The sequence below is a fragment of the Amycolatopsis thermalba genome, assembly GCF_023376025.1.
GTDB lineage: Bacteria > Actinomycetota > Actinomycetes > Mycobacteriales > Pseudonocardiaceae > Amycolatopsis_E > Amycolatopsis_E thermalba.
Genome location: NZ_CP091196.1, coordinates 3,253,386 through 3,276,338 on the forward strand (window position 1 = coordinate 3,253,386; position 22,953 = coordinate 3,276,338).

At 73.9% G+C, this 22,953-nt stretch carries 21 protein-coding genes; 12 read left to right on the top strand and 9 right to left on the bottom strand.

The features are described from left to right. Positions 1-5: 5 nt before the first annotated feature. From ispG to L1857_RS15750, 5 genes are all read right to left on the bottom strand, one after another. The gene (gene ispG, locus L1857_RS15730; protein WP_249467431.1) at positions 6-1,073 is read right to left on the bottom strand and encodes a flavodoxin-dependent (E)-4-hydroxy-3-methylbut-2-enyl-diphosphate synthase; all 1,068 of its coding nucleotides are present in this window, start codon (positions 1,071-1,073) and stop codon (positions 6-8) included. 26 nt (positions 1,074-1,099) lie between these two features. Beyond that, positions 1,100-2,377, bottom strand: a complete 1,278-nt coding sequence (locus L1857_RS15735) for a 4-hydroxy-3-methylbut-2-enyl diphosphate reductase (RefSeq protein WP_249465443.1) — start codon at positions 2,375-2,377, stop codon at positions 1,100-1,102. A gap of 179 nt (positions 2,378-2,556) precedes the next feature. Next, positions 2,557-3,588 carry a family 2 encapsulin nanocompartment cargo protein polyprenyl transferase gene (locus L1857_RS15740; RefSeq protein WP_249465444.1) on the bottom strand — a complete coding sequence of 344 codons (1,032 nt, stop codon included), beginning with the start codon at positions 3,586-3,588 and terminating at the stop codon, positions 2,557-2,559. Beyond that, positions 3,585-4,982, bottom strand: coding sequence for a family 2B encapsulin nanocompartment shell protein (locus tag L1857_RS15745; protein WP_429727761.1), 1,398 nt, complete (start codon positions 4,980-4,982; stop codon positions 3,585-3,587). Before L1857_RS15745 ends, L1857_RS15740 begins: the two co-directional genes overlap by 4 nt. A gap of 39 nt (positions 4,983-5,021) precedes the next feature. After that, the gene (locus L1857_RS15750; protein ID WP_116114857.1) at positions 5,022-6,437 is read right to left on the bottom strand and encodes a family 2B encapsulin nanocompartment shell protein; all 1,416 of its coding nucleotides are present in this window, start codon (positions 6,435-6,437) and stop codon (positions 5,022-5,024) included. A 613-nt stretch (positions 6,438-7,050) separates the two neighbouring features. Here L1857_RS15750 and L1857_RS15755 point away from each other — a divergent pair. Together L1857_RS15755 and L1857_RS15760 are read left to right on the top strand one after the other, a co-directional pair. After that, positions 7,051-7,821 carry a bestrophin-like domain gene (locus L1857_RS15755; protein WP_116114855.1) on the top strand — a complete coding sequence of 257 codons (771 nt, stop codon included), beginning with the start codon at positions 7,051-7,053 and terminating at the stop codon, positions 7,819-7,821. Continuing rightward, the gene (locus tag L1857_RS15760) at positions 7,818-8,987 is read left to right on the top strand and encodes a DUF6923 family protein (RefSeq protein WP_249465447.1); all 1,170 of its coding nucleotides are present in this window, start codon (positions 7,818-7,820) and stop codon (positions 8,985-8,987) included. Before L1857_RS15755 ends, L1857_RS15760 begins: the two co-directional genes overlap by 4 nt. A gap of 1 nt (position 8,988) precedes the next feature. On the opposite strand, the gene L1857_RS15765 is transcribed toward L1857_RS15760, so the two are convergent. Next, a complete protein-coding gene (locus tag L1857_RS15765) occupies positions 8,989-9,579 on the bottom strand; it encodes a TetR/AcrR family transcriptional regulator (protein ID WP_116115274.1) in 591 nt (196 codons plus the stop codon). 80 nt (positions 9,580-9,659) lie between these two features. On the opposite strand from L1857_RS15765, the gene L1857_RS15770 reads away from it, so the two are divergent. After that, positions 9,660-10,415 carry a class I SAM-dependent methyltransferase gene (locus tag L1857_RS15770; RefSeq protein ID WP_116115267.1) on the top strand — a complete coding sequence of 252 codons (756 nt, stop codon included), beginning with the start codon at positions 9,660-9,662 and terminating at the stop codon, positions 10,413-10,415. Here the strand turns inward: L1857_RS15770 and L1857_RS15775 are convergent. Then, on the bottom strand, positions 10,412-10,780 hold the full coding sequence (locus L1857_RS15775) for a nuclear transport factor 2 family protein (RefSeq protein WP_094005995.1): 369 nt from the start codon (positions 10,778-10,780) through the stop codon (positions 10,412-10,414). The genes L1857_RS15770 and L1857_RS15775 overlap by 4 nt on opposite strands. Positions 10,781-10,847: 67 nt before the next feature. On the opposite strand from L1857_RS15775, the gene L1857_RS15780 reads away from it, so the two are divergent. The 8 genes from L1857_RS15780 (at position 10,848) to L1857_RS15815 (ending at position 19,844) form a co-directional block, all read left to right on the top strand. After that, positions 10,848-11,585, top strand: coding sequence for a FadR/GntR family transcriptional regulator (locus tag L1857_RS15780; RefSeq protein ID WP_094005996.1), 738 nt, complete (start codon positions 10,848-10,850; stop codon positions 11,583-11,585). A gap of 15 nt (positions 11,586-11,600) precedes the next feature. Further along, positions 11,601-12,446, top strand: coding sequence for an SMP-30/gluconolactonase/LRE family protein (locus tag L1857_RS15785; protein WP_116115275.1), 846 nt, complete (start codon positions 11,601-11,603; stop codon positions 12,444-12,446). Positions 12,447-12,541: 95 nt separating this feature from the next. Further along, positions 12,542-13,549: an alpha/beta fold hydrolase gene (locus L1857_RS15790; RefSeq protein WP_249465449.1), complete on the top strand. Its 1,008-nt coding sequence runs from the start codon at positions 12,542-12,544 to the stop codon at positions 13,547-13,549. A 30-nt stretch (positions 13,550-13,579) separates the two neighbouring features. Beyond that, entirely contained in the window at positions 13,580-15,898 is a 2,319-nt protein-coding gene (locus L1857_RS15795; protein WP_249465452.1) for an ATP-binding protein, read from the top strand. Positions 15,899-16,002: 104 nt separating this feature from the next. Beyond that, positions 16,003-16,173, top strand: coding sequence for a hypothetical protein (locus tag L1857_RS15800; RefSeq protein ID WP_162831272.1), 171 nt, complete (start codon positions 16,003-16,005; stop codon positions 16,171-16,173). A gap of 451 nt (positions 16,174-16,624) precedes the next feature. Continuing rightward, positions 16,625-17,836 (top strand): LCP family protein, encoded by a 1,212-nt coding sequence (locus L1857_RS15805; RefSeq protein WP_094006000.1) that lies wholly within the window; start codon positions 16,625-16,627, stop codon positions 17,834-17,836. Between the two features lie 258 nt (positions 17,837-18,094). Then, positions 18,095-18,280: a hypothetical protein gene (locus tag L1857_RS15810; RefSeq protein WP_233157303.1), complete on the top strand. Its 186-nt coding sequence runs from the start codon at positions 18,095-18,097 to the stop codon at positions 18,278-18,280. Between the two features lie 445 nt (positions 18,281-18,725). Further along, positions 18,726-19,844 carry a S1 family peptidase gene (locus tag L1857_RS15815; RefSeq protein ID WP_249465455.1) on the top strand — a complete coding sequence of 373 codons (1,119 nt, stop codon included), beginning with the start codon at positions 18,726-18,728 and terminating at the stop codon, positions 19,842-19,844. Positions 19,845-19,901: 57 nt separating this feature from the next. Here L1857_RS15815 and L1857_RS15820 read toward each other — a convergent pair whose 3' ends face one another. Beyond that, on the bottom strand, positions 19,902-20,114 hold the full coding sequence (locus L1857_RS15820; protein ID WP_094006002.1) for a hypothetical protein: 213 nt from the start codon (positions 20,112-20,114) through the stop codon (positions 19,902-19,904). 156 nt (positions 20,115-20,270) lie between these two features. Here L1857_RS15820 and coaE point away from each other — a divergent pair, with 156 nt between their 5' ends. Then, the gene (gene coaE, locus L1857_RS15825) at positions 20,271-21,449 is read left to right on the top strand and encodes a dephospho-CoA kinase (protein WP_116115277.1); all 1,179 of its coding nucleotides are present in this window, start codon (positions 20,271-20,273) and stop codon (positions 21,447-21,449) included. Positions 21,450-22,519: 1,070 nt separating this feature from the next. On the opposite strand, the gene L1857_RS15830 is transcribed toward coaE, so the two are convergent. Beyond that, positions 22,520-22,933 carry a pyridoxamine 5'-phosphate oxidase family protein gene (locus L1857_RS15830; protein ID WP_425266791.1) on the bottom strand — a complete coding sequence of 138 codons (414 nt, stop codon included), beginning with the start codon at positions 22,931-22,933 and terminating at the stop codon, positions 22,520-22,522. Positions 22,934-22,953: the final 20 nt, after the last annotated feature.

The window sequence follows — 22,953 nt, forward strand, 5'->3', positions numbered from 1 at the left end:
AGCGCTCACCCCGGGAACCGTTCGAGCGCCACGTCCAGCAGCGTCTCCACGATCCGGCTCTCCGGCACCGTGGTCACCACCTCGCCCTTGACGAAGATCTGCCCCTTCCCGTTGCCGGAGGACACGCCGATGTCGGCTTCCCGCGCCTCGCCCGGCCCGTTCACCACGCACCCCATCACCGCGACGCGCAGCGGCACCGGGAACCCCTCGAACGCGGCGGTGACCCGCTCGGCGAGCCGGTAGACGTCCACCTGCGCCCGGCCGCACGACGGGCACGACACGATCTCCAGCCGCCGCGGCCGCAGCCCCAGCGACTCCAGGATCTGCGTGCCGACCTTGACCTCCTCCACCGGCGGCGCGGACAGCGACACGCGGATCGTGTCGCCGATGCCCTCGTGCAGCAGCACCCCGAACGCGACCGCGGACTTGACCGTGCCCTGCAGCGCCGGCCCGGCCTCGGTGACGCCCAGGTGCAGCGGGTAGTCGCAGCGCCGCGCGAGCTGCCGGTAGGCCTCGATCATCACCAGCGGGTCGTGGTGCTTGACCGAGATCTTCAGATCGGTGAACCCGTGTTCCTCGAACAGCGAGCACTCCCACAGCGCGGACTCGACCAGCGCCTCCGGCGTCGCCTTGCCGTGCTTGTCCAGCAGCCGCGGGTCCAGGGAGCCGGCGTTGACGCCGATGCGGATCGGGGTGCCGTGGTCCTGCGCCGCCCGGGCGATCTCGCCGACCTTGTCGTCGAACTTCCGGATGTTGCCCGGGTTGACGCGCACCGCCGCGCACCCGGCGTCGATCGCGGCGAAGACGTACTTCGGCTGGAAGTGGATGTCCGCCACGACCGGGATGGCCGATTTCGCCGCGATCCGGGGCAGCGCCGCGGCGTCGTCGGAGCTGGGCACCGCGACCCGGACGATCTGGCAGCCGGCCGCGGTCAGCTCGGCGATCTGGCGCAGGGTGGCGTCGACGTCGGCGGTGACGGTGGTGGTCATCGACTGCACCGACACCGGCGCCCCGCCGCCCACCGGCACGTCACCGACCAGCACCTGCCGGGATTTCCGGCGCCGCGCGGGCATCCCCGGCAGGCCCAGCGCCACCGCGGTCACGACTTCCTCCGCACGGCCGCGGGGAGGGTGAAGTGGATCGTCTCGCGGGTGGTCTCCCGTTCGCCCACGGTGAGCGGGCCGAGACCGCCGAGCGTGGCGACCACCGAGTCGACCAGCCGCGGCGGCGCCGACGCGCCCGCGGTGAGCCCGATCCGGTCCACTCCGGACAGCCACTCCGGACGGATGTCGCGGGCGTCGTCGATCAGGTGCGCGGGGGTGCCGGCCCGTTCGGCCAGTTCGGCCAGGCGCAGCGAGTTCGACGAGTTCCGGGACCCGACCACCAGCACCACGTCGGTGTCCCGGGCGACGGAGCGCAGCGCGTCCTGCCGGTTGGTGGTGGCGTAGCAGATGTCGTCGGAGGCCGGGCCGCGCAGCGCGGGGAAGCGGTTGCGCAGTTCGGTGACGACCTCGGCGGTCTCGTCCACGCTGAGGGTGGTCTGGGTCAGGTAGGTGACGCGGCCCGGGTCGGGCACGCGCACCCGGCGGGCCTCCTCGACCGACTGCACCAGGATGGTCCGCCCGGGCGCCTCGCCGAGGGTGCCCTCGACCTCCTCGTGCCCGGCGTGGCCGATGAGCAGGACGGTGTCGCCCTGCCCGGCGAAGCGCCGCGCCTCGGCGTGCACCTTGGTGACCAGGGGACAGGTGGCGTCGACGACCTTGAGCCGCCGCCGGTCCGCCTCGGCGCGCACGGCGGGGGAGACGCCGTGCGCGGAGAACACGACGGTCGCTCCCCGCGGCACGGCGTCCAGTTCGTCGACGAAGACCGCGCCCCGCGCGCGGAGGCCGTCGACGACGTGCCGGTTGTGGACGATCTCCTTGCGGACGTAGATCGGGCCGCCGCGCTGGGCGAGCAGGCGTTCGACGATCTCGATGGCCCGTTCGACGCCGGCGCAGAACGACCGCGGCGCGGCGAGCAGCACCGAACGCGGCCGCCCCGCGACGGCGAGCACGGCGGCCATCGCGGCACTCACGGCGGCCGTGGTGGGGGAGGACGCCTGCCCGGTGGCCGCGACCCCGAGACCGGCCGGCCCCCGGGCGGCGGGCAGGACGGCCCGCAGGGCGACCGCGGCGGCGTGATCGGTGTCGACGTAGAGGGGCCCGCGGGCGGTGGCGATCCCGCGGCGCCGCAGCTCGCCCTCGAGCAGCCCCGCGCCGGGACACCGGATCGACGGGCGGTCCGCCCAGAGCAACTCATCGGCCACGAGAACCTCCCCGGGCCCCGGCCGCCCGGGCCGGTGCGCGGCGAGGATGCTCTGCGCTGCGGTGAAGGACATGCGTTTCTCCGTTCCAGGTGGGGTGCGTTCCAGGGGTGCTGGGGTGACGTTTGCGGTGACCCGGCACCGGTGCTCTCCGGAGGTGGGCGCGGTTGCCGGGCCACCGCCCGCCCGGCCGCGCGCGGGCCACTGGCCGTCGCCGCCGAGTTGTCCGTCCCGCCCCGGCCATCGCTGCCTGCTCAGTGGTCCCGGTCGGTGAGCAGCACCGCCAGTGCCTCCAGCTCCGCGGCGCCCCGTGCGTCCGGCAACGCCGCGTGCAGGTGCGCCAGCGCCCGCTCCAGCAGCGCCGCCGCCTCGGCGCGGGTCCACTCGCGGCCGCCGGCCTGGTCGACCAGCCGCGCGGCCCGCACCAGGTCCGCCCCGGCCAGCTCGCCGGGCGCCGCGTACAGCGACGCCAGCTCCCGGCCCGCCGCGGTGCCCGACGTCAGCGCCGCCACCACCGGCAGCGACTTCTTGCGGTTGCGCAGGTCCGAGAACACCGGCTTCCCGGTCACCGCCGGGTCGCCCCAGATGCCGAGCAGGTCGTCGGCCATCTGGAACGCCAGCCCGGCCGCCTCCCCGAACCGGCGCAGGTGCGCGACCTGCTCGCGCGAACCCCCGCCGAGCAACGCGCCCAGCGCGCACGCGCACCCGAGCAGCGCCCCGGTCTTGCCCTCGGCCATCGTCCGGCACTCGGCCAGCCCGACGTCGCCGCGCTGCTCGAACGCCAGGTCCGCGCCCTGGCCCTCGATCAGGTCCTGCACCGCCGCGCCCAGGATCCGCAACGCCTCCCGCGCCGCCGGGTGCCCGCTCGCCGCCAGCGCCTCCGACGCCGCGGCCAGCAGGCTGTCCCCGGCCAGGATCGCCGCCCCCGTGCCGAACAGCTTCCACACCGTCGGCCGGTGCCGCCGCGTCTCGTCGCCGTCCATCACGTCGTCGTGCAGCAGCGAGAAGTTGTGCACCAGCTCGACCGCCACCGCCCCGGGCAGCGCCGGCCCCCACTCGCCGACCGCCCGCGCCGACAACAGCACCAGCGCCGGCCGCACCGCCTTGCCGCTGCCCGCCGAGACCGGCGCCCCCGTCTCGTCCGCCCACCCGAAGTGGTAGGCGGCCAGCGGGCGCATCGACTCCGGCAGCTGGGCCACCGCCGCGCGCAGCGCCGGATCCACGCATCCCCGGCTCCACGCCAGGACATCCCGCGCCGTCCGCGCCCCGGCCACCGTCTCCGTCACCGCCCGACCTCCACGTGTTCCAGCACTCCCAGGGCATCGGGGACCAGCACCGCGACCGAGAAGTACGCCGTGACGAGGTAGGACACGATCGCGCGCGCGTCGATCCCCATGAACCGCACGGTCACCCCCGGCTCGGCCTCGTCCGGCAGGCCGGTCTGGCGCAGGCCGATCACGCCCTGGCTGTCCAGCCCGGTCCGCATCGCCAGGATCGACGTCGTCCCGGCCGGCGACACCGGGATCTTGTCGCTCGGGAAGATCGGCACCCCCCGCCAGGTGGTGACGACGTGACCGTCCACTTCGGTGCTCTCCGGCGCGAGCCCGCGCGCCGAGCACTGCCGCCCGAACGCCGCGATCGCCTTCGGGTGCGCCAGGAACAGTTTCGTCTTGCGGCGGCGGCACAGCAGCTCGTCCAGGTCGTCCGGGGTGGGCGGCCCGGTGCGGGTGTGCAGGCGCTGGCTCAGGTCGGCGTTGTGCAGCAGGCCGAACTCGGCGTTGTTCAGCAGCTCGGACTCCTGCCGTTCGCGCAGCGCCTCCAGCGTCACCCGCAGCTGCTGCTGCGTCTGGTCCATCGGCTGGTTGTAGAGGTCGGCCACGCGGGTGTGCACCCGCAGGATCGTCTGCGCCACCCCGAGTTCGTACTCGCGGGGATGCAGGTCGTAGTCGACGAACGTGGCGGGCAGCGCGGGTTCCCCGGTGTGCCCGGAGGCCAGCTCGATGCTGGCCTCCCCGTGCTTGTTCTGCGCCAGCTGGGAACTCCGCCGCAGTTCGTCCACATGGGACCGCAGCTCCGGTGAAGTGTCCAACAGGGACGACACGTCCCGCAGCGACAGGGCGAGCACGGTCACCGGCGTCTCGGCGCGCACGCTGTAGGCCCACGGCTGCGGCGCCTCGGCGAGCACCTGCTGCCCGAGGTAGTCGCCGTCGGCGAGCATCCCGAGCGTGACCGGGTCGCCGTAGTCGCCGCGGCCGAGCTTGCGCACCTTGCCGTGGGCGACGAGCAGCGCCTCCTCGGTCGGCGTGCCCGCGGTGACGATCGTCTCCCCGGCCCGGTACTCGCGCTGCTCCAGCCGGTCGGCCAGCGCGGTGAGCACGAGGTGGTCGTCGAAGCCGCGGAACAACGGCAGTTCGGTGAGGCTGGCCGGCACCACCCGGACCCGGCCGGCCTCGACGGTGAACGCCACCCGGCCCTGCCCGGTGACGCACGTCAGGCGCCGGTTGACCCGGTAGGTGCCGGCCTCGGTCTCCTCCCACGGCAGCAGGCTCAGCAGCCACCGGCTGGTGACCGCCTGGTTCTGCGGCACGGACTTGGTGGTGGTGGCCAGCTTGCGGGCCGCCGCCGTGCCCAGGCTCAGCCGGGTCTCGGTGTGCTGGAAGGTCTGCAGGGTTACGGTCAACGGACCCAACCACCCCTCGTTCGGTAGCGGATTCGGGCGTCAGCTCTCGCGGCCGATCTCCACCTTCTCCAGCACGGCCAGCGCGTCCGGCACCAGCACGGCCGCCGAGAAGTACGCCGACACGAGGTAGGAGATGATCGCCTTCTCGTTGATGCCCATGAACCGCACCGACAGCCCGGGCTCGACCTCGTCCGGCAGCCCGGTCTGGTGCAGCCCGATCACGCCCTGGTTCTGCTCGCCCACGCGCATCAGCAGGATCGAGCTGGTGCGGGTCTCCGACACCGGGATCTTGTTGGACGGCAGGATCGGCACGCCACGCCAGGACGGCACGTGGTGGCCGTTGAACTCCACCCCGGCCGGGTAGAGGCCGCGGGTGTTGCACTCCCGCCCGAACGCCGCGATCGCCTTGGGGTGGGCCAGGAAGAACGCCGGCTCCTTCCACACGGCGCCGAGCAGCTCGTCCATGTCGTCCGGGGTGGGCGGGCCGGTGCGGGTGTGCAGGCGCTGCTTGACGTCGGCGTTGTGCAGCAGCCCGAACTCGGCGTTGTTCAGCAGCTCCGACTCCTGCCGCTCGCGCAGCGCCTCGATGGTCAGCCGCAGCTGCTGCTCGGTCTGGTTCATCGGCTTGTTGTAGAGGTCGGCGACCCGGCTGTGCACGCGCAGCACGGTCTGGGCGACGCTCAGCTCGTACTCGCGCGGGGACAGCTCGTAGTCGACGAACGTGCCGGGCAGCTCCGGCTCGCCGCTGTGGCCGGAGGACAGTTCGATGTTGGCCTCGCCGTGCTCGTTGCCGTTGGCCAGTTTCCGGGCGCGGAAGAGCTCGATCTGCTCGCGCAGCGCCGCGGACTGCTCCACCAGCTCGTCGAAGCCGCGCTGTTCGAGCACCAGCACGGTGCAGGACGTGACGGCCTTGACGGTGTACTCCCAGATGCTCTGACCGTCCACAAGGGACTCGTCGCCGAAGTGGTCACCGTTGGCGAGCACCCCGAGGTTGGTGAAGTCCCCGTACTCGCCGGGGCCGACCTTGCTGACCTTGCCGTGGGCGATGAGGTAGGCCTGGTCCGAGGCGCTGCCGAACTCGACGATCACGTCCCCGGGCTCGTACTCGCGCTGCTCGAACCGGCTCGCGAGCGCGGCGAGCACCTCCTGGTCGTCGAAGCCGCGCAGGATCGGCAGCTCGCCGAGCTCGGCGGGGATGACCTCGATGGTCCCGGCGGTCGTCACGAAGGTCACGCGGCCGTCGCCGACGGCGTAGGACAGCCGGCGGTTGACCCGGTAGGCACCACCGGAGGCCTCCACCCACGGCAGCAGGCGCAGCAGCCAGCGCGAGGTGATGGCCTGCATCTGCGGGACGGACTTGGTCGTGGTCGCCAGGTTCCGCGCGGCCTGGGTGCTCAGGCTCTGCTGGGGGCTGCCGTTGTCCAGGTCGGGCACGGCGGGGTCGGTCACAGTCACGGCAAATACCACCAATCGTCGAAAAGCCGATTCGCGAATTGGGAATGATGATCCGGCGAACTGGCGCCTGGTTTTTCTCGGCCGGCGGGAGCGACGTTAGCACCGGGTTCGCGGAGCCGTACAGTCACTCGTCCGTGGCGCGCCGCGATCGCAATTCGGGGAAAACTACACGTTCGGCGGTTCCGGCAAACTCACGGTAGAACGGGTCGCACGGTGATCACCCGGGCCGCCCAGTGCGGCCGGTCCCGACGGTGTGAACCGCTCGTCAGCCCGCTTCCGGCATTTCCGCGCACTGCTCCGAACGGGCCCAATATCACCGGCAACCGGGACATCATGGCGTTGCGTGTCAAGGAAAAACCCGGCTGGTCCCGGGTGGAGTGACGACCGGTGACCGGACCTCGCCCGGTCGGCCCAGTCCGCCGCCCGGCCGCGCGTTGGCCTCCCGGCAACAGGGCCGCGATTTCCGGGAAATGCGCCCCGGCTGCTCCGAACAAGTGACCGGAACAATCCGTCCTATTCCGTCGGGCTGAAAGAACGGGGCCGATCTTGCCGCCCGGATCGGGCGGCGCCTAGCGTGGGCGCACGTTCTTTTCCCGTTCGGGAGGCACAACCGATGAATGTCTACGTGGCCGGTTCGCTGTGGGTGGTGGGCGCCGTCGGGCTCGGCGCGCTCATCGCCTACCTGGTGCGCCGTTACGGTCTGGACGAGGGCAGACCGGACAACAACGACGCGGCCGGCCAGGCGTTCACGATCGTCGGCGGCCTGCACGCCGCGGTGATCGCGTTCGTGCTGATCTCGCTGTTCGACGCGGCGAGCACCGTGCGGGACGGGTCCTACGCCGAGGCGCAGAGCCTGGTCGCCGCGTCGTGGGCGGCCGACGCGCTGCCCGAGCCGGCGCGCACCGAGATCCGCGAGCTGGCCGCGGGCTACGCGGACACCGTGGTGAACCGGGAGTGGCCACGCATGCGCGACGGCGGCGGCCCGCTGCCCGAGGAGGGCTGGGACCAGCTGGACCGGATGCGGGCGGCGGTCGACGGTGCCGACGTCCCCGGCGACGACGACTGGCTGACCAGCCGCAAGACCGAGGTCGCGGACTCGCTGGTGGACGTGTTCAAGGAGCGGCAGGCCCGGCTCAACGCCGTGCGGGACAACAACGTCGGCATGGTGGTGTGGTTCGTGCTGATCGGCGGCAGCGTCATCTTCGTGCTGCTGCCCAACCTCTTCGGCGGCACGAAGTCGCTGACCCACATCGTGATCGTGTCCACCCTCGCCGCGGCGGCGACCCTGCTGCTGTTCGCGATCTTCCAGATGCAGAACCCGTTCGCGGGCGGGTCGAAGGTGGGACCGGACGCGTTCAGCCAGGCGATCGAGCGGCTGCGGTGAGGGTCCGGCGGACGGGCCGGGTGCTGGCGGCCGCGGCCGTCCTCGCGGTGTCGCTGCCGGGGACACCGGCCGCCGCGGCCCCGGCTCCCGCCTGCACGGTCCTGCGGGTCGTCAGCACCTCGCCGGCCGGACCCTCCACAGTGGAACTGGTGCGGCTGCCGTCCGGCGCGGTGGAGAGCCGGATCCCGCTCGGCGTCGAGGTCAACGCGCTCGGCTACGCGCGGAGCCAGGACAAGGTCTACGGCCTCACCCGCGACGGCGCCGCGGTGACCGTGGGCCGGGACGGTGAGCTGACCCGGCTCGGCCCGGTCCGCACGACGGACCGCCGCGGCCTGGACCGGGCCACCGCGGGTGCCGTGTTCGGGAATCGTTGGTACGTCCAGCGGGGCGACGACCTGTACGTGATCGACATCGACCCGGGCAGCGACGGGTACCTGTCGGCGGTGCGCGGTGCCGACCTGTGGCCGGCGCCGTTCACCTCCGGGATCGACGACTTCGACTTCGCCGGGGGCCGGCTCTACGGGGTGACGAGCACGTGGCCGTTCAGCGGGCGGGTCGTGCGGATCGACCCGGTGTCGGGGTTCACGCACCCGGTGCCCGGGCCGGTGCTGCCCCCGGCGACGGCCTACGGATCGGTCGTGGCGGCGGGGGAGACCCTGTACGTGACGGCGAACCGCAGCGGTGGCCGCAGCCGCACGTTCCGGGTGGAGCTGCACGGCCCGGTCGTGCAGGTGTCCGCCGGGGCGGCACTGTCCGGATCGGACGCCGCGGGGTGCCTGCGGGCCCCGCCACCGCCATCCCCGCCGCCACCACCACCGGCGCCCGCCCCGGTGCCACCGCCGCCCCCGCCCCCGGCTCCGGCCGTGCCCGTGCCGCCACCCCCGGCCCCAGCGCCCCCGTCACCACCCGTGCCCCCGGCACCACCCGTGCCTCCGCCACCGCCGGTGCCGAGCCCGCCGCCCCGGCCGGTGACGACACCGAAGCCCCCGCCGAAGGTCACCCCGCCGCCGCCGTCCACCACGAAACCCCGGCGTCCGGTGACCACGAAGAAACCGGCGGAGCAGGTGTCCACCCGGGAGCGGACCGAGGAGAAACGCGGGTGGTCGTTCACCGTGCTGGTGCTGATCCTCGGCGCGGGGATCGCGGTGCGGCGGCTGAGCCGGTGAGTCAGAGCAGGCGTCGTTGCACGGCGTCGGCGAGGACGGTCTCCACGACCTGGCCGAGCACCACGGGGTCCGGGCGGTTCGCGCGGTCGGCGAAGAGCAGGTGCCCGGAGCCGATCAGCGACAGCGCGAGCGAGTCCACGTCGGCGTCGGCGGCGATGCGGCCCAGCGCGCGCTCCTCGGCGAGGTAGCCGGCGAACATGGCGGCGGCTTCGGCGAGGACCGGGATGCCCTGGCCGCGCCCGAGCCGGGCGCGCAGCTCGTCGCGGAAGATCACCAGGCCGACGATCGCGACCGCCACCGGGTCGAACAGCTCGGTCAGGGCCGTGGTCAGGGTGTCCGTCACGGTGCCGGTGCCCGCCGACGCGCGCAGCGCCGCGCTCTGGTCCGTCATCCGGTTGATGCGGTCCTGCACGAGTTCGGCGAGGAAGGCGTCGAAGTCGGCGAAGTGCCGGTGCAGCACACCCTTGGCCACACCCGCCTCGGCGGTGACCGCACGGCTGGTGAGCGCGCTCGCCCCGTCGCGGAGCAGGACGCGTTCGGCGGCGTCGAACAGCTGCTGGCGCGCGTCACGGATGTGCACCCCGGTTGGCATGACGACCATTGTCCCCGTTGCCGTAGTGGGCATCTGCCCACTACGGTGGGCGCATGCCCACTTCACATGCAGCCCGCGAGATGGCGGAGTCCTTCGGTGCCGATGCCGGACGCTACGACCGCGCCCGGCCGTCGTATCCCGCCGCGTTGATCGACCGCGTCGTCGCCGCCAGCCCGGGCCCCGCGGTGCTCGACGTGGGGTGCGGCACCGGCATCGAGGCCCGGCAGTTCCAGGCAGCCGGGTGCCGCGTGCTCGGCGTCGACCCGGACGCGCGGATGGCGGAGTTCGCGCGGCGCACCGGCGTCGAGGTCGAGGTGGCCACGTTCGAGGCGTGGGACCCGGCGGGCCGCGTGTTCGACGCGGTCGTGGCCGGCCAGGCGTGGCACTGGGTGGACCCGGACGCCGGCGCGGCCAAGGCGGGGGAGGTGCTGCGCCCCGGCGGGCTGCTGGCGGTGTTCGCGCACGTCTTCGAATCGCCGCCCGCGGTGGCGGAGGTCTTCGCCGAGGTCTTCCGCCGCGTGGTACCCGATTCGCCGTTCGCCGGGCAGCCGGCGGGCAACGCGGTGGAGATGCACCGGGCCGGTTTCGAACGGGTCGCCGCGAGCATCCGCGAGACGGGCGCGTTCGCCGAACCGGAGCACTGGCGGTTCGACCGGGAGCGGACCTGCACCCGGGACGAGTGGCTGGACCTGCTGCCCACCACCGGCGGCCTGACCCGCCTCCCGGCCACCGCGCAGGCGGAGATCCTGACCGCGGTCGGCGCCGCGATCGACGAGCTCGGCGGCGCCTTCACGAAGACGTTCACCACGCTGGCGGTGGCCACGGTGCGGACCTAGGCGGTGGCGCCCGCGGGGTTGTCGTCGTCGCCCAGGTAGGTGCCGTGTCCCTCGCGGACCAGCGCGCCCTCGAAGCGCAGCACCTCGTTGACCAGGCCACCCTTCTGGTTGCGGTAGTTGATGACCAGGGTGTCCACACCGGAGTAGACGCCGATCACCTCGAACCGCAGATCGGGGATCCGCCGCAGTCCTTCGCTCCAGTACGCGCGCAGCGCGTCCTTGCCGCGGATCACCGCGGAGCCGGTCAGCTGGGCCGCCACCGGCGAGGTGAACACCACGTCCTCGGTGAAGTGTGCCAGCAGGGCGTCCAGGTCGTGGGCGTTCCAGGCGGTGACCCAGTGTTCGGTGAACTCGCGCGCATCCATGATCGGAGATCCTATCCGGTCCGCCCGGCGCGTTGACTTCATGGATCAATGATTCGAGGATTGCTCCGTGAGCAGGAGTCAGGCCGGGCCGCTCGGGCGGCACCGCACCCTCCACGGCCAGGTCGTCGAATGGCTGGGGCGGCGCATCGTGTCGGGCGAACTCGGCCACGGTAGCCAGCTGCCCAACGAGGCCGACCTGGCCGCCCAGCTGAACGTGAGCCGCGGCGGGGTGCGCGAGGCGGTCAAGGCGCTGGCCGCCAAGGGGCTCGTCGAACCGCGGCCCCGGCTGGGCACCCGGGTGCTGCCGCGCGAGCAGTGGAACCTGATGGACCGCGAGGTGATCAGCTGGCACGGTCAGCTCTCCGACGCGGCGTTCCTGCGCGACCTGCTCGAGCTGCGGCTGATGGTCGAGCCCGGCGCGGCGCGGCTGGCCGCCGAGCGCGCGACCGGCGAGCAGCTCGCGGTCCTGGAGGACGCCTGCGCCCGGATGGCCGGGGAAGCGGGCCGGGACGACGCGGACGCCGACGCGTTCGTCGAGGCCGACCTCGCCTTCCACCTGACCCTGCTGCGCGCGAGCGGCAACCAGCTCGTCGAGCAGCTGGGCCGCCTGCTGGAGGCGAGCCTGCACCACGGACTGGCCGCCAGCTCGCACGCGCCGGGCGGGGTGGCCGCGACGCTGCCCCTGCACCAGGCGGTGCTGGTCGCGGTCCGCGGCCGCCGTCCCACGGCGGCCGCGCGGGCGATGCGGCGGCTGATCGAGACCACCACCGACGCGGTGGGGCGGATGCGGACCGAGGGGGACTGACCCGTGGTGTCCACTGTGGACCAGGCGACCGGGCCGGTGGCCGCGCACGGCGAAGGGCCGGTGTGGGCGCCGGAGTGGCCGGGCGTGCGGTGGGTGGACATGCTCGCCGGGGACGTGCTGGAACTGGACGGTGGCGAGGTCCGCCGCCACCACGTGGGCGCGGTCGCGGCGGCGCTGCGGCCGGGTACCGGCGGCGGGGTGGTTCTGGCGCTGGAGCGCGGGTTCGCCCTCGCCGACGGCGCGCTCACCGCGGTGCGGCCGCTGCCGGAGGTGTGGACCGATCCGGGCGTGCGGATGAACGACGGCGGCTGCGATCCGGACGGCCGGTTCTACTGCGGTTCGATGGCCTACGACGGCACCCCGGGCGCCGGTGCCCTGCACCGGCTGGACCCGGACGGCTCGGTCACCACGGTGCTCACCGGCGTCACCGTCTCCAATGGCCTCGCGTGGAGCCCGGACGGCGGCACCGCCTACTACGTCGACACCCCCACCGGACGGATCGACGCCTTCGACTACACCGCCGCGGCGGGGCTCACGCACCGGCGCACGGTGGTCACGATCCCGGCGGAGGTGGGCTCGCCGGACGGCCTCACCGTCGACGCCGAGGGCAACCTCTGGGTCGCGCTGTGGGGCGGCGGGGCCGTCCACTGCTACACCCCGGACGGCGAGCAGGTGGCCCGCGCCGGGTTCCCGGTCACGCAGGTCACCGCGTGCGCCTTCGGCGGCCCGGACCTGGACGAGCTGTACGTGACGACGTCCCGGCAGGGCGTCGAGGAGGGCACCCAGCCCGAGGCCGGGTCCCTGTTCCGGCTGCGGCCCGGCGTGCGCGGGCTGCCGGCCCACCGCTTTTCCGGCTGCTGACATCTCGGTACCGGACTACGTACTTTCCCGGTGCCCCGGTTCCGGCACGACCCGGCAAGGTCATCGTGTCGTGGTGTGCGCGCCGGAGGAGAGACATGCGAGCGGTGAAGGCGGTGGAGCTGGGCCTGGCGGCCGGGCTCGCGCTGACCCGGACCGCGCTGCGTGCCGCGACCGGGGGACCGGCCGGCCCGGCGGCCGTCCCGCTCACCTGCGCCCGCGGCGAAGCCCGGACGGTCGTCGCCGACGACGGCGTCGCCCTGCACGCCGAGGTCTTCGGCGATCCGCACGCCCCGGTCACCGTCGTGCTGTGCCACGGCTACGCCCTCTCCGGCGCGAGCTGGTGCTTCCAGGTCCCCGAGCTCGCCCGCCACGCCCGGGTCGTGACCTGGGACCAGCGCGGGCACGGACGCTCCCGGCGCGGCCCGGCCGCGCACGCGACCGTCGACCAGCTCGGCCGCGACCTGCGCGCGGTGCTCGACCAGACCACGCCCCGCGGGCCCGTCGTCCTCGCCGGGCACTCGATGGGCGGCATGACGATCATGGCGCTGGCCGAGCAGGAGCCGGAGCTGTTCGGCACCCGCGTCGCCGCCACCGCGCTGCTCGCCACCAGCGCCGAACCGGTGCTCGGCGACCTCGGCCTGCCCCGCCCCGGGATGCGCGCGCTGCACTGGGTCATCCCGTGGGCACTCGCGCTGCTGCCGCGGGCCCGCGTCCTGTCCGGACCGGTGCGCGAGCTGACCGGCGCGCTGGTGCCCCGGCACGCGTTCGCCTCCGAGGTCCCGCCGCCCGTGGCCGAGTTCCTGGTGGAGCAGATCGGGCAGACGCCGCTGGAGGTCCTGGCCGACTTCTTCCCCCAGTTCCGGGTGCACGACAAGACCGCCGCGCTGGCCGCGCTGGAGCGCGTCGACTGCCTCGTCCTGGCCGGTTCGGACGACGTCGTCACGCCGCCGGGGAACAGCGAGGCGATCGCGCGGGCGGTCCCCGGCGCCGATCTGGTGATCCTGCCCGACGCCGGGCACGCCTTCCCGCTGGAGCACCCGGCGCAGGTCAACGCGCACCTGGTGGCCCTGCTGCGGCGCCACGGCCGCCGTCGCACCGCCTGATCAGCGCGGAACCGGGCATAGAATCGGCTGATGCCCGACGTGTCGCGGGGCGCCGGCAACCTTCCCAGCGAGCTGACCAGTTTCGTGGGACGGCGCCGCGAGCTCGCCGAAACCCGCCGCCTGCTGGCCTCGGCCCGGCTGGTGACCCTGACCGGGGTCGGTGGGGTCGGCAAGACCCGGCTCGCCCTGCGCGCGGCCGCCGACCTGCGGCGGGCGTTCCCCGACGGCGTGTGGTTCGTGCCGCTGGCCGAGCTGCGTGATCCCGCCCTGCTGGCCCACACGATCGCCACCACCCTGGGCCTGACCGATGAGGCGGGCGCGCAGGTGGGCGGGCTCGCCGAGTACCTCGAGGACCAGCGCGTGCTGCTGGTGCTGGACAACTGCGAGCACGTGCTGGACGCGTGCGCGGTGCTGGTCGCCAAGCTGCTGTCGGCCACCTCCTCGGTGCGGGTGCTGGCCACCAGCCGCCAGCTGCTGCGCGCCGACGGTGAGCAGGTGCTCGTCGTGCCGCCGCTGCCGGTCCCGTCGGAGGGGGAGCCCTCGGTCGAGGCGGTGACGTTGTTCGCCGAGCGCGCCGCCGCCGTGGTGCCCGGGTTCGCCGTGGACGCGTCCAACCGCGACACGGTGGTCCGCGTCTGCCGCCGCCTCGACGGCATCCCGCTGGCGCTGGAGCTGGCCGCGGTGCGGCTGCGGGTGCTCTCGCTCGAGCAGCTGCTGCAGCGCCTGGACGACCGGTTCCGGCTGCTCACCGACGGCAGCCGCACCGCGCCGGACCGCCAGCAGACGCTGGAGGCGGCGATCGCGTGGAGCTACGACCTGTGCAGCCGCGCCGAGCAGGCGGTGTGGTCGGCGCTGTCGGTGTTCGCCGGCGGCTTCGACCTGGAGGCCGCCGAGGCGGTGTGCGGCGCGGTCGGCATCGGCTCGGACGAGGTGCTCGACCTGATCGCCGGCATGGTGGACAAGTCGATCCTGGCCCGGCGGAACGGCACCTTCGGGCGGGCGGCGTGGTACGGGATGCTGGAGACGGTCCGCGAGTACGGGCACGTCAAGCTCGTGCTGTCCGGCCGCGAGGACGCCGTGCGCGCCCGCCAGGTGGACCACTGCACCCGGCTGGCCCGCCGCTACCGGGACGAGAACTTCGGCCCGCACCAGCTGGACTGGGTCGAGCGGATGCGCCGCGAGCAGCCGAACATCCGCGTCGCGCTGGAACACTGCCTGGACGGCGGCCCGGAGGGCACCTGCCGCGCCGCGGAGATCACCGGGCCGCTGTGGGACTACTGGTTCGCCGGCGGCTACGTGCGCGAGGGCTACCGCTGGCTGCTGGCGTCGCTGGCCCAGGACACCGCCCGCGACACCCCCGCCCACGCCCGCGCGCTGCAGGGCGCGGCGTTCGTGGCGATCCAGATCGGTGACGAGGAGCGGGCCCGCGCGCTGCTCGGCGAGCTGCGCGAACTGGCCGAGGCCCTGGACGACGACAACCTGCGGGCCGGCTGGGCCCAGTGCGCGGGGATGGGCTCGATGTTCCTGGGCGACCTGGCGCGCGGCCGCGAGCTGCTGGAGCAGGCCCTGGACGGGTTCCGGCGCACCGGCGACGAACTGCAGGCGTGCAACACGCGGATCCTGCTGGCCGCGGCGTTGTTCTTCCTGGACGCCCCCGAGGGCCTGACGGTGGCCGAGGCGGCGCTCGCGCAGTGCGAGCGGCACCAGGCCGACTGGACCAAGGCGTACGCACTGTGGGCGGTGGCGATCAACACCTGGCGGCGGGGCGATCACCGCCGCGCGTCGGCGCTGCTGCGCGAGGCCATCGCGATGCGCCAGACCGACCGCACCCAGCTGGCCTTCACGCTGACGGCGCTGGCCTGGTGCGCGGGCGCGGCGGGGGAGCACGAACGGGCCGCCGGGCTGCTCGGCGCGTCCCGCGCGGTCTGGCGGATCAGCGGCGCCGGGGTCGCCGAGACCGGGCCGTACCGGCAGTTCGACGAGGAGTGCGAGGGGCGGGCCCGCGCGGCGCTCGGCGACGCCGGCTACACCGCCGCGTTCGGCGCGACCAGCGGGTTCGGCGTCGACGAGGCGATCGCGTACGCCCTGGCGGAGAAGCCGGGCGGGCCGCGCGCGCCCCGGCGGGGCCGGGAGAGCCTGCCCGGCGGGCTGACCCGGCGTGAGCGCGAGATCGCCGAACTGGTCGCCGAGGGGCTGAGCAACAAGCAGATCGCCGCCCGGCTGGTGATCGCGCAGCGCACCGCGGAGACGCACGTGGAGAACATCCTGACCAAGCTGGGCTTCACCTCGCGCGCCCAGATCGCGGCCTGGCTGACCGAGCAGCGCGCCGGCTCCGCGGACGGTACGTAGCCCGGTCTACGTACCCAGATGCGTAGGACTCCCGGTTCCCCGGCCCCTCGTTCGAGGCACTCTGGTATTCGCGACCGGAGCCGAGAACACCGGAAGGGGTGGTCATGAAGGTCGATTCGCCGCCGCAGCCCTGTCCGCGGTGCCACCGCCAGGTGGTGCTCGCCGGGTACAGCTGGGGACGGCAGTGGGTGCACCTGGGCACCTGGCGGCCGCAGTGCGGTCCGCCGTCCTGGGCGCTCGCCCGCACGGTCGGGACCACCGCGACGGCTTCCTGACCCCAGTCCCGCACGACACGGCACAGCACCACTGCCCAGCACCACGGCAGAGTCCGGCTGGACGTCGCACCCCAGCAGGACGTGACAGCCCAGCAGGACGTCACAGCTCAGCTCGGCGTCGCAGTCCCGCGCCACCGCACTGCCCAGTACCACCTCACCGCCCAGCACCACCTCACAATCCAGCCGTCCGGCGCCGCCCTCCCCCTCGCGTGCCGGCCGGTCGAGCGCGGCGGGTCGTGCCCAGCCTGCCCGCGAACTCCGGCACCCCGCCGCGCTCACTCCAATGCCACGCGAAAGCCGCCCCGCAGCCCGGGGCGGCTTTCGCCGTGACGAGAAGTTCATCGGCCGCGGCCCGGATTTCACAGCAAACTGTCAGATTTCTCGTGGATCCTGGTGTTAGCTGGATCGAGTGAAAATCCGAGGGGGAACCGGGGTGCTGCGCAGACGGGGAGTGACCGCCGCGCCTGCGCGGGGTCACCGCTGGCGCCCGGTGGCGTACACCGCGGTCGGGCTGGCGTCGCTGCTCGTGCTCGGCGGCACCGGGTACGCCTGGACCCAGCTGTCCCGCCTGGACACCGGGCTGGCCACCGCGGACGTGATCGCGCCGTCCGCCCAGGTGCCCAGCGGCCGGGCGAGCCTGTCGGTGGACCAGAACATCCTGCTGGTCGGCCTCGACTCGCGCACCGACGTGCGGGGCAACCCGCTGCCGCAGGACGTGCTCGACCAGCTGCACGCCGGGGACGCCGCGGACGGCGGCGACACCACCGACACGATGATCGTGGTGCACATCCCGGCCGGCGGCGGTTCCGCGACGGCCATCTCGATCCCGCGCGACTCCTACGTCCAGATCGCCGGCGGCCACGGCAAGCACAAGATCAACTCGGCGTACACCTACGGCAAGCAGGAGGCGCTGGACACGCTGCGCGAGCAGGGCCTGACCGGGGCGGAGCTGGAGCGCGCGGCGTCGGCGGCGGGGGCGCGGACGGCGATCGAGACGGTCGAGGACTTCACCGGCCTGACGATCAACCACTACGCGGCGGTGAACCTGGCCGGGTTCTTCGCGCTGAGCAACGCCGTCGGCGGGGTGCCGGTGTGCCTGAAGGAGCCGGTGCACGACAGCTATTCGGGCGCGAACTTCCCGGCGGGGGAGCAGACCCTGTCCGGGGCGCAGGCGCTGGCGTTCGTGCGGCAGCGGCACGGCGTGCCGGGCAGCGACCTGGGCCGGATCGCGCGGCAGCAGGCGTTCCTGTCGGGGATGGCGCAGGTGGTGCTCGGCGCCGGGACGCTCGCCAACCCGGTCAGGCTGTCCGCGCTCATCGACGCGGTGCAGCAGTCGGTGATCATCGACCAGGGCTGGGACGTGCTGACCTTCGCCGAGCAGATGCACAACCTGACCGCGGGGGCGATCACGTTCGCCACGATCCCGGTGCAGAGCCTGAGCCTGCCGACCCCCTACGACGGCGACGCGGTCAAGGTCGACCCGGTGCAGGTGCGCGACTTCATCGACGCCCTGCTCGGTCGCTCGACGCCGGCCACCAGCACGTCGTCGACACCGACGAGCGTGGCGAAGCAGGCCGCGGAGACGGCGGGCGCCCCCACGACGACGCCGTCGGCCACGGTGCAGCAGACGCCCACCACGGACCTGTCGGGCTGCGTGAGCTGACGAGCGACGGCGGCGTGAACTGATGAGCGCCGGCGGCGTGAGCTGATGAGCGACCCGCGGAGTGAGCTGACGAGCGCCGGCGGCGTGAGCCGATGAGCGACCCGCGGAGTGAGCTGACGAGCGACCCGCACATCCACGTGGAGCGGGCCGTCGCGCACGCCGGCCCCGCGCTGCGCGGCCTGATCACCTCGACGTTCGGCCTCACGGCCGACGCCCCAGCGGAGGTCCCCACCGGCTGCGGCGCGCGTGCCCTACGCGATGACCTCCACGCGCCCGGAAAGCGTCACCTGCCTGCTCTGCCGGGAGCACGCCAGCCGCGAGCACCAGCGCCTCGCCGACCAGATCGAGCACCTCGGCGCCACGGCCGGCGCACCGCTCTCCGCCGAGGACGCCACCCAGGCCGCACGGCGGCTCCGCGCCCTGGCGAGGCGGTACGCCGGCTAGCCAGCCGCCCGGCTGTCCGGAATCCTCCCCCTGCCAGCTGGGCTCGCCACCCGCCCGGGTGGTCTGGTGGCTGAGCCACTCGGCACGAGCCGCTCCGCCAGGATGCCCGGATGCCAAGTGGCTGAGCCACTGATCCACTTCCCGTGCTTTCTCAGCAGTCGGGCGGTCGAGTGGCTGAGCCAATCGACCACCACCGCTTGCCCGATGTCCCGGCCGGCCGAGTGGCTGAACCACTCAGCCACTGCCCACTGGTCCACCCGCCCGGCTGGCTCAATGGTCGAGCCACTCAGCCACTCCCCGAACCGCCCCGATGGTCCAGCCACTCGTCGATCGGACGGGCCCGGCCGGGGGAGAAAATCCCCAACCCTACTTCCGGCGGGTGTGGAGGTGTCCGGACGGGCAGCAGACTGCGCGTGTCCCCTCCGGTAGCGAAGGAAGGCACCTCATGACGCGATCACCCCTCGTCCGGACGCTCGGCCTCACCGCGCTGGCCGTCGGCTCCGTGCTCGCCGGCACGGTCAACGCCGCCGCGGCCGCGCCCGCCTCGCCGCTGCTCGGGGCGATGCAGCGCGACCTCGGGCTCACCGCCGAGCAGGCCGGCACCCGCCTGACCCAGGAGGCCACCGCCGCGAGCATCGCCCCCGCCGCCGAGGCCGCGGCCGGCCCGGCGTTCGGCGGCGCCTGGTACGACGCCGCCTCCGGCAAGCTGGTCGTCGGCATCACCGACGCCGCCCGCGCGGACGCCGTCGAGGCCACCGGCGCGGACAGCACCCTGGTCGCCCACACCGAGTCGGCGCTGGACGCCGCCAAGGCGAGCCTCGACACGCTCACCGCGCCGCGCGAGGTGACCGGTTGGTACGTCGACGAGCGGGCCAACCGTGTGGTGGTGACCGTGGTGCGCGGCGCCCAGAGCCCCGAGGCACGGGCCTTCCTCGACCGGGCCCGCGCCGCCGGCCCCATGCAGGTGGAGGAGACCACCACCGTGCCGCGGCTGTTCGCCGGGGACGTCGTCGGCGGCGATGCCTACTACATCAACGGTTCCGCCCGCTGCTCCATCGGATTCTCGGTGCGGGGCGGGTTCGTCTCGGCGGGGCACTGCGGCAGCGCGGGCGACTCGGTGAGCGCGCCGGACGGGTCGGCGATGGGCACGTTCCAGGGCTCGTCGTTCCCCGGCAACGACTACAGCTACGTCCGCACCACCTCGTCCTGGACGCCTTCGCCCACTGTGGACGGTTACGGCAACGGGGACGTGACGGTCACCGGGCACACCGCGGCCCCGGTCGGCTCGTCGGTGTGCCGCTCCGGGTCGACGACCGGCTGGCACTGCGGCACCATCCAGGCCACCAACCAGACCGTCAACTACGCGGAGGGTTCGGTGTCCGGGCTGACCAGGACCAGCGCGTGCGCCGAGCCGGGCGACTCGGGCGGCTCGTGGGTCAGCGGCAGCCAGGCGCAGGGCGTGACCTCCGGCGGGTCCGGCGACTGCACCCGCGGCGGGACGACCTACTTCCAGCCGGTGAACGAGATCCTGTCCGCCTACGGGCTCACCCTCGTCACGGCCTGACCGGCACGACCAGCGGCCCCCGTCCGTCCGGGCGGGGGCCGCTCGTCGTGTCCGGGGTCAGGTGGTCGCGGGCGCCCAGGCGCGCTCGAGGGCCGCGGCGCGGGCACGGCGCTTGAGGCCGGCGAGGCTGTGCTTGGCCGGCACCAGCAGGGCGGTCAGCCAGGTGCGCCGGTACTCCTCCAGTGCCAGTGCCACGGGGCGATGCATGACGCAGTGCACCAGACCCGGCGTGCCGAGCCGGTGCCTTCCGGTGTGCTTGCTCCGCGGCATCGTTCCTCCGTGTGGGCGACCTTTCCCGCCGCGCACCGTACGCAACGAGAGGCCCGAAGCGTAGTAGCGCCGCGGCGTGTCACCCATCTCGTTCCGATTACAGACCGATCAGGGAGTAAAGACCACCCGATCGTGGCGTCTGGTCTAATGCGAACCATGCTGCGGGTGGGGTTGTCCGGAGGAATCGGGGCGGGGAAGTCGACCGTCGCGGCGCGGCTCGTGGAGCACGGCGCGGTGCACATCGACGCGGACGCGATCGCGCGCGAGGTGGTCGAACCGGGCACCGAGGGGCTCGCGAAGGTGGTCGAGGCCTTCGGGGCGGACGTCCTGGGCGACGACGGCGGGCTGAACCGGCCGGCGCTGGCGGCGAAGGCGTTCGCGGACGAGGACTCCCGCCGCCGGCTGAACGGGATCCTGCACCCGTTGATCGGCGCCCGCACCGCGGAGCGGATGGCGCGGGTGCCTGCGGACGGGATCGTGCTGCACGACGTGCCGCTGCTGGTCGAGGGCGGGTACGCGCCGAGCTACCACCTGGTGCTGATCGTGGACGCGCCGGTGGAGACGCGGGTGCGGCGGCTGACGGAGCTGCGCGGGATGTCCGAGGAGGACGCCCGCGCCCGGATCAAGGCGCAGGCCAGTGACGAGCAGCGGCGCGCGGTCGCGGACGTCTGGCTGGACAACTCCGGCCCGGCGGGGGCCGTGTTGTCCGAGGTGGACCGGTTGTGGCGCGAGCGGCTGGTGCCGTTCGAGGAGAACGTGCGCCTGCGCCGGCCGCGCCCGCCGATGCCGCCGGAGCTGGTGCCCTACGACGAGACGTGGCCGGCGCAGGCGGCCCGCGCGCTGGCCCGTTTGCGGCTGCTGACCGCGGGGCGGGCGTTGCGGGTGGACCACATCGGGTCGACGTCGGTGCCCGGGCTGCCCGCGAAGGACGTGCTGGACCTGCAGGTGACCGTCTCGACGCTCGCACAGGCCGACGAGTTCGCCGACACGCTGTCCGACGCCGGTTTCGTCCGCGCCGAGGGCGAGTGGTGGGACGACGGCGGCGGCGAGCGGTGGGCGAAGCGCTTCCACTACGGCGCGGACCCGGGCCGGCCGGTGAACGTGCACGTGCGCAGTACGGCCACCCCGGCCTGGCGGCTGGCGCTGTTGTTCGCCGCGTGGCTGCGAGCGAACCCCCCTGAGCGCGACGCGTACGCCACGGTGAAGGCCAAGCTGGCCGAGACCCACGCGACGGACCCTTCGGTGGAGGCCTACACGGAGGAGAAACAGCACTGGGTGAACGCGGCCTTCCAGAGGGCAGAGCAGTGGGCGGAGCGCACAGGCTGGTCCGCCTGACGGCGGGGCGCATTGCCGGCTTGCCCGGGCCGGCAAGGGTTCCCGCCTCGGGCAGCCGAGCTGGGCCTGCCGGGGCTGGAGTGCGTTGGTCGGCTGTGCTGGCTTGCTCGGGCCAGTCGGCCTGACGGCGGGGCGCATTGCCGGCTTGCCCGGGCCGGCAAGGGTTCCCGCCTCGGCGAGCCGAGCTGGGCCTGTCGGGGCTGGAGTGCGTTGGTCGGCTGTGCTGGCCTGCTCGGGCCAGTCCGCCTGACGGCGCGCGCATAGCCGGCTCGCCTGGGCCGGCAGGGGCTCTCGCCTCGGCGAGCCGAGCTGGGCCTGCCGGGGCTGGAGTGCGTTGGTCGGCTGTGCTGGCCTGCTCGGGCCAGTCCGCCTGACGGCGGGGCGCATAGTCGGCTCGCCTGGGCCGGCAGGGGTTCCCGCCTCGGCGAGCCGAGCTGGGCCTGCCGGGGCTGGAGTGCGTTGGTCGGCTGTGCTGGCCTGCTCGGGCCAGTCCGCCTGACGGCGGGGCGCATAGTCGGCTCGCCCGGGCCGGCAAGGGTTCCCGCCTCGGCGAGCCGAGCTGGGCCTGCCGGGGCTGGTGTGCTTTGGTCGGCTGTGCTGGCCTGCTCGGGCCAGTCCGCCTGACGGCGGCGCGTCCCCTGACCGGTTCGGCTGGGGCGGCCTGCTTTGGTCGGCCGGGCCTGGCTGCCCGGGCCGGTTCACCTGGCGGCGGCGCCCACCCTGACCACCCTCATGGCGGCGGCGCCCGCCAGGCCGACCCGCTCCGCTGCGGCGCGCGCGTCTGGGCCGGTGGCTTCGGTGATGGCGCCGCCACCCTGGCCGGTTCGCTCGGCGGCGGTGGCCGCCTGGGCCGGCCGCTTCGCGGCGGCGCCAGCCTTGGCCGGTTCGTCTGCGGGTGGTGGCCACCTGGGCCGGGCTCGGTCAATGGCGCCGCCACCTGACCGGCCCGCTTCGCGGCGGCAGCCGCTGGGCCGGCCCTTCGGCATCAGCGCTCACCCCACTCGGCCCAACTGCCCCTGCCCGGCACCCCCAAACCACCCCAACCCACCCACGCAACACCCGGATCCCGCTTATCCGCCCCCCAGATCCGCCGACAGCCAGCGCTCCGGCCGCATCCTCACCACGACGTGTTCCCCGAGCCGCGTTCGCTCGTAGGCCAGGAACTCCTCCACCTGGGCCGCCGGCAGATAGTGCTCCGCCATCTCCCGGGCGCGCTCCGCGCTGTCCGGCTCGATCGCCGTCACCGGGCCGGCCACCGACACGTACCGCACCGTCGGCTCGGTCCGCTGCGCCATCAGGCCGAACCGGCCCGCCGCCTCGATCGCCCGCGCCTTCCGCGAACCGGGCGGCGTGCGCACCCACAGCTCACCGCCCGGCGTGTACCGGTACCAGATCGGCACCGTCAACGGCGCGCGGTCGGCCGCCTCGACGACCGACAGCGCGCCGACGTGCGGCTCGGCCAGGAATCGTTCACGTTCTTCCACCGACAACACCATGCGCCCGA

Coding starts and splice junctions, on each gene's coding strand:
- L1857_RS15800 (WP_162831272.1), top strand. CDS start 16,003: ATGAAGGTCGATTCGCCGCCGCAGCCCTGTCCGCGGTGCCACCGCCAG.
- L1857_RS15735 (WP_249465443.1), bottom strand. CDS start 2,377: ATGTCCTTCACCGCAGCGCAGAGCATCCTCGCCGCGCACCGGCCCGGG.
- L1857_RS15795 (WP_249465452.1), top strand. CDS start 13,580: ATGCCCGACGTGTCGCGGGGCGCCGGCAACCTTCCCAGCGAGCTGACC.
- L1857_RS15790 (WP_249465449.1), top strand. CDS start 12,542: ATGCGAGCGGTGAAGGCGGTGGAGCTGGGCCTGGCGGCCGGGCTCGCG.
- L1857_RS15765 (WP_116115274.1), bottom strand. CDS start 9,579: ATGCCAACCGGGGTGCACATCCGTGACGCGCGCCAGCAGCTGTTCGAC.
- L1857_RS15810 (WP_233157303.1), top strand. CDS start 18,095: ATGACCTCCACGCGCCCGGAAAGCGTCACCTGCCTGCTCTGCCGGGAG.
- L1857_RS15820 (WP_094006002.1), bottom strand. CDS start 20,114: ATGCCGCGGAGCAAGCACACCGGAAGGCACCGGCTCGGCACGCCGGGT.
- L1857_RS15815 (WP_249465455.1), top strand. CDS start 18,726: ATGACGCGATCACCCCTCGTCCGGACGCTCGGCCTCACCGCGCTGGCC.
- coaE (WP_116115277.1), top strand. CDS start 20,271: ATGCTGCGGGTGGGGTTGTCCGGAGGAATCGGGGCGGGGAAGTCGACC.
- ispG (WP_249467431.1), bottom strand. CDS start 1,073: ATGCCCGCGCGGCGCCGGAAATCCCGGCAGGTGCTGGTCGGTGACGTG.
- L1857_RS15755 (WP_116114855.1), top strand. CDS start 7,051: ATGAATGTCTACGTGGCCGGTTCGCTGTGGGTGGTGGGCGCCGTCGGG.
- L1857_RS15775 (WP_094005995.1), bottom strand. CDS start 10,780: ATGGATGCGCGCGAGTTCACCGAACACTGGGTCACCGCCTGGAACGCC.
- L1857_RS15770 (WP_116115267.1), top strand. CDS start 9,660: ATGGCGGAGTCCTTCGGTGCCGATGCCGGACGCTACGACCGCGCCCGG.